The sequence below is a fragment of the Shigella sp. FC1967 genome, from assembly GCF_001743005.1.
Taxonomy (GTDB): domain Bacteria; phylum Pseudomonadota; class Gammaproteobacteria; order Enterobacterales; family Enterobacteriaceae; genus Proteus.
This window is the reverse complement of record NZ_MIIZ01000667.1, coordinates 1-5,157: the sequence shown is the minus strand read 5'-3', so window position 1 is coordinate 5,157 and position 5,157 is coordinate 1. Positions and strand designations below refer to the sequence as shown.

Genomic DNA, 5,157 nt, shown 5'->3' with positions numbered 1-5,157 from the left:
ATCGTCTCTGCGAGTGCCCACACAGATTGTCTGATAATTTGTTAAAGAGCAGTGCAACATTCGCTGCCGTTTCCGGTCTTCTGCGTTGTTGCGAGGAGGCGTATAATACGTTGTTCCTCTGAAGAGTCAAGAGTTTTTTCAAACTTTTTTCTTTTCTCTTCACTGTCCTTCGTGGCTGTTGTCAGCTCATCGTCGGTCAGTGGATGCGCATTATAGGGAGATCTCGGATTAGCGCAAGTGTTTATTTCAATTTTTTTTTCCGTTCGTTCTCTTTTTTGAACTTTACGTCTATTTTTGATACGGAAAACACCTTTTTGTGTATAAAAAATATACGCCTTATCTTGTTATTGTCTATTCGATATATTCTATCAATCACGCTCTATTGCTCTACTTTCTCTTTTTATTGTCGACTTTAATAGTCATGCACCATTAAAAATCATTGCTCTCGCCAGCCTACCCTATCCACTGCTATGCTTTTCTTATAATGAAATGAAACCAAGTACGAGGTTAAATTATGAGGAAATCAATGATCAGGAATTACTTACATCTTTCACCATCTATTGATAAGAATGTTTTTATTGATGAGACAGCAACTGTTATCGGAGATGTTCGTATTAGTGAAGATGTCAGTATCTGGCCTATGGTTGTTATTCGTGGTGATGTGAATTACGTGAGTATTGGGAAAAGATCAAATATTCAAGATGGTTCGGTTCTTCATGTCACTCATATCTCCCCCAATGATCCTGAAGGTTTTCCTCTTATTATTGGTAATAACGTCACTGTTGGGCATAAAGCCATGCTACACGGATGCACAATCGGAGATCGTGTTCTCGTTGGAATGGGTTCTATTTTACTTGATGGCGCAATTGTTGAAGACGATGTCATGATTGGTGCAGGTAGTTTAGTTCCTCCAGGAAAGCGACTTGAAAGTGGTTTTCTTTACTTAGGAAGTCCTGTGAAAAAAATTCGCCCTCTTTCATCAGCAGAAATAGAACACTTTATCTATTCTGCTAATAATTATGTCGGATGGAAAAATAACTATTTAGCCACTCATCAATCTACCATTGATAAAGAATAAATAGGATGGAGAGTTGATAACTCATACTCTGTTACCAACTCTTCAAATTCTTCTTCAATGTCCCAACGATTTTGTTTAAATAATAAAATTCCCTCACCCATCCCAAAACGCTCAATAAGCTCTTGCTCTGTAATTTTACAATCAAAAAGCATTCCATTGATCATGACAGGAAAAAAAAACGCTCTTATTCTCAGCTAGCCATATTTCACGATCTGGAAATTGAATGAATTGATTCATTGATTCAATCTTTCTCTTAATATATTAAGGACGGGGTTAATATCTGGTACAAGTTCATACCACAATTCAAATGCATAAGCCGCTTGTCCTACTAGCATACCTAAACCATCTGACAAACGCGTACTTCCATGTTTTAATGCGTTATATAGAAACGAAGTCATTCCGGTTTGATAATAAAGGTCATAACATGCTGTTTCAAAACCATAAACTTCATTAGGGATAGGTGGTAAATCATTAGTCATACTAGATGCAGATGCATTTATAATTAAATCGTAATGTCTATCAGCAACCTCTTCTGCTGCTATTGCTCTGATCGTTCCAAATTGACTAAACTCTTTTACTAATTGCTCAGCTTTTTGTAAATGTACGATTGGTTAAAGTAATGTCACAATCGTAATCAAGTAATGGAAGTAGTATTCCTCTTGTTGCGCCACCAGCGCCAATAACTAAGACAGATTTAACTTTATTAGGCACAATAAAATCGAGCCTTGCTAAATCCAGAATAAGTCCTTGTCCATCAGTATTATCACCAAGAAGTGATCCATCTTCTAATTTAACAATAGAGTTAACTGCACCACATGCTTTTGCTCTATTTGTTAATTTGTCCACAAAGCGGAATGCATCTTCTTTAAATGGCACAGTAACATTAGCACCTCGGCCTCCACTAGAAAAAAAAATGTGAGGCGACTTTATCAAATTCACCTAAAGGAACAAGTAAACGTCCATAACCATACTCTATTCCTGTTTGTCTTGAAAAAAATTGGTGAATAAAAGGGGACTGACTATGCTCGATAGGGTTCCCCATCACTAAATATTTTTCCATCACAATCACCCTTGTCGGTACAATTCACCTGTTAATGCATCTCGGATTTCAGAAGGATTCTGTCTACCACCAACCATTCCTTCAACGATAGGGATTGTATTTTCAAATTGTTTTCTCACTTCTTCAACTGTACGACATGGTGGTAATCCACTTAAATTAGCACTCGTTGAAACTAAAGGTTTTCCATAAGCTAAACATAACTCTTTAACAATAGAATGATCTGTTACTCTCACGGCTAAAGAATCAAATTTTCCAGTTAACCACTTTGGTGTCGTAGATTTGGCAGGAATAACCCATGTAACAGGTCCAGGCCAAGATGCGAACATTCTATCTCGTTGGGTTTGTGTTAATGCACTATCATCAATATAAGGTTTTAATTGCTCATAGTTATCAGCAATTAAAATTAGTCCTTTTTCAATTGAACGCTGTTTTAACATTAATAGTGCCATAACAGCGTGCTCGCTATCAGGATCACAACCAACCCCAAATACAGCTTCTGTTGGATATGCGATAACTTTATTATTTTTTAATGCTTCTATAATCGTATTGCTTACAGGTGATGCTTCGTTATTCATGTTCTTCTCTTTTTGTTTGTTGCTTTCCACATAATTTGCTGGCGCACACCAATCTTACTCCTTGAGAAGACCTTTTTTTCCATCAATAATGGATAGTGGCAATATTCACATTTACCATTAACAGGTTTGTTATTTAATACAAATTGACATTCAGGATATTGGTTACAAGCATAAAATGTTTTACCAAACCGAGACTTACGTTGTAATAGCTTTCCTTTTTCACATTGAGGACAAGATATAACAGTTTCATCAGGTTTATCAATTTGCTCTATATGTTCACACTCGGGATAATTGCTACACCCAATAAACATCCCAAATTTCCCCTGACGTAAAACTAAATCAGCACCACAGCATTTACAAGGTTGTCCTTCTAGCACTTTGAGAATTTGTCCATCACCTTGTGGTTTCAGTGTTTTAATATAGTGGCACTCAGGATAAGCAGAGCATCCTAAAAAAAGGACCATGCCCTCCATTTTTTATCACTAATGCGCTACCACATTCAGGACACTTTTCCTGTTCAGGTTGCTGTGTAAACGGCATATTCTTTGCCATTGTTTTACCTCATTACACTTATTCCAATCGAATATAGCCACCAGCCACAATAGCGACTTTTTCAATAAGCTCAAGTTCTAATAAAAGAGGAGCTAATTCAGAAGTAGATAATCCACTCTTCTGAGCAATAATATCAATAGGTATTGTTTTATTAAAATATAGAAAAGGCAATATCACATCCATTGCGTGTTGTTGTTCAGAGGTAAATTGCTCTATTTTAGCCTCTCGTTTTTCATTATTAATAAGCGTTGTATCTTCTTCCGTTATTAGTTTTTGTTGATGCTCATTATCACAAATAAGCCATTGCAAAGAGCTAGTTAAATATTCCAGAATATCTTCAGGCGAAGACGCTAAATTTGCACCCTGCTTAATAAGCTGGTGATTACCTTCAAAATGAGCATCTCCTAATAATCCAGGTAACACAAACAATTCTTTACCTTGTTGCAGAGCATAATTTGCTGTTATTAAAGAACCACTTTTAATTCCCGCTTCGATAATAAGCAGTGCAGTACTTAGCCCACTAATAATTCGATTACGTTGAGGAAAATGGCGAGCTAACGGTGGTGTCATAGGTAAATGTTCAGAAATAATAAGGCCTGATTCTTTTATTTGTGCTGCAAGAGTGCGATGAAATGACGGATAAATTTGCTCTAAGCCGCTTCCTAGCACAGCAATAGTAATACCATTATTCTTTAATGCACTTCTATGTCCTATACCATCAATACCTTGGGCTAACCCACTTGTAATAGTGAGTTCTTTCTTTACTAATTCCTGTGCAAAATAAGTAGCCCATTTGGAACCATATGGTGTAGCAACTCGACTACCAATTAATGCAATTTGTGTGCTTTTTAAATGCTGCCTATTTCCTGCAACAAAAAGCAAAAGTGGCGGTGATGAAATTTGCTTTAATAAAGAAGGATAATCTGAATCTGTAATTGTTAATAATGATGATTCATTTTTATCTAACCACTTTAATGTATCATTGACAGCATTTGCATGAAGTCTTAAAAATTGATGACTTTGCTGCTCTGACAGACCACAACCTATTAATAGTCTTTGATTTAACTGAGTCAGAGATTGTAGATACTTTGCAATTTGAATCGCTTTATTAATAGGGAGTCTTGAAACAGCATTAAGCCTTATCCATATTTCTCTAGCATCCATGCATTATCCTAATATTAATTTTAGTAAACAGGGTAAGTGCTAAACACACCAAATACTGTCAATCTAGACAATAAATGTCTAGAATAGACATTAAATCCTATTCACATTTTAGAAACAGTCCGAATAAATTATGGCAGTGTTACACGTATTACATTATCCAGACGAGCGCCTTCGCACGATTGCAAAGCCAGTCGAAAAAGTTGATGCCGAAATTCAAAAAATTGTCGATGATATGTTTGAAACAATGTATTTGGAAGAAGGTATCGGTTTAGCTGCAACACAGGTGAATATTCACCAGCGTATTATCGTCATTGATATCTCTGAAACAAGAGATCAAAGACTGGTATTAATAAACCCAGAACTTCTTGATGCCAATGGTGATACCGGCATAGAAGAAGGTTGTTTATCTATCCCAGAACAACGTGCTTTCATTCCTCGTGCCGAGCACGTAAAAGTAAAAGCGCTTGATTACAATGGTCAACCTTTTGAGTTAGAAGCTGATGATTTATTAGCTATCTGTATTCAACATGAAATGGATCATTTAGTTGGTAAATTATTTGTAGATTATTTATCTCCATTAAAACGCCAACGCATCCGCCAAAAAGTTGAAAAACTCGATAAGCTAGATAAAAAAAAGAGCTAAAGCAGGACAGTAACAGTTAAATTGAAACAGGAAGAGAACGTGTCTGATTCATTACGTATTATTTTTGCGGGAACACCGGATTTTG

5 protein-coding genes and 2 pseudogenes are annotated in these 5,157 nt (G+C 36.2%); 2 read left to right on the top strand and 5 right to left on the bottom strand.

Features of this window, described 5'->3' with window-relative positions; genetic code table 11:
- Positions 1–514 precede the first annotated feature (514 nt).
- Positions 515–1,078 (top strand): gamma carbonic anhydrase family protein, encoded by a 564-nt coding sequence (locus BHE89_RS09240; protein WP_069368797.1) that lies wholly within the window; start codon positions 515–517, stop codon positions 1,076–1,078.
- Here BHE89_RS09240 and BHE89_RS09235 read toward each other — a convergent pair.
- From BHE89_RS09235 to dprA, 5 genes and pseudogenes are all read right to left on the bottom strand, one after another.
- Positions 1,054–1,230: a DUF1488 family protein gene (locus BHE89_RS09235; protein ID WP_458694211.1), complete on the bottom strand. Its 177-nt coding sequence runs from the start codon at positions 1,228–1,230 to the stop codon at positions 1,054–1,056. The two genes, BHE89_RS09240 and BHE89_RS09235, sit on opposite strands and share 25 nt — an antisense overlap.
- 81 nt (positions 1,231–1,311) lie before the next feature.
- Positions 1,312–2,138 (bottom strand): annotated as a pseudogene (gene aroE, locus BHE89_RS09230) (shikimate dehydrogenase).
- A gap of 5 nt (positions 2,139–2,143) precedes the next feature.
- Complete coding sequence (gene tsaC / locus BHE89_RS09225) at positions 2,144–2,713, bottom strand: L-threonylcarbamoyladenylate synthase type 1 TsaC (RefSeq protein ID WP_069368794.1); 570 nt, start codon at positions 2,711–2,713, stop codon at positions 2,144–2,146.
- Positions 2,706–3,265 (bottom strand): annotated as a pseudogene (locus BHE89_RS09220) (DNA topoisomerase family protein). The gene tsaC and the pseudogene BHE89_RS09220 overlap by 8 nt, the downstream one beginning before the upstream one ends.
- Before the next feature lie 18 nt (positions 3,266–3,283).
- Positions 3,284–4,429 carry a DNA-processing protein DprA gene (gene dprA, locus BHE89_RS09215; RefSeq protein ID WP_069368792.1) on the bottom strand — a complete coding sequence of 382 codons (1,146 nt, stop codon included), beginning with the start codon at positions 4,427–4,429 and terminating at the stop codon, positions 3,284–3,286.
- A 130-nt stretch (positions 4,430–4,559) separates the two neighbouring features.
- On the opposite strand from dprA, the gene def reads away from it, so the two are divergent.
- Positions 4,560–5,072 carry a peptide deformylase gene (gene def, locus BHE89_RS09210; protein ID WP_128860419.1) on the top strand — a complete coding sequence of 171 codons (513 nt, stop codon included), beginning with the start codon at positions 4,560–4,562 and terminating at the stop codon, positions 5,070–5,072.
- The last annotated feature ends 85 nt before the right edge of the window (positions 5,073–5,157 follow it).

What these genes read in the sequence shown, in the direction of transcription:
- BHE89_RS09240 (WP_069368797.1), top strand. Translation starts at nt 515, where the DNA reads ATGAGGAAATCAATGATCAGGAATTACTTACATCTTTCACCATCTATT.
- BHE89_RS09235 (WP_458694211.1), bottom strand. Translation starts at nt 1,230, where the DNA reads ATGCTTTTTGATTGTAAAATTACAGAGCAAGAGCTTATTGAGCGTTTT.
- tsaC (WP_069368794.1), bottom strand. Translation starts at nt 2,713, where the DNA reads ATGAATAACGAAGCATCACCTGTAAGCAATACGATTATAGAAGCATTA.
- dprA (WP_069368792.1), bottom strand. Translation starts at nt 4,429, where the DNA reads ATGGATGCTAGAGAAATATGGATAAGGCTTAATGCTGTTTCAAGACTC.
- def (WP_128860419.1), top strand. Translation starts at nt 4,560, where the DNA reads ATGGCAGTGTTACACGTATTACATTATCCAGACGAGCGCCTTCGCACG.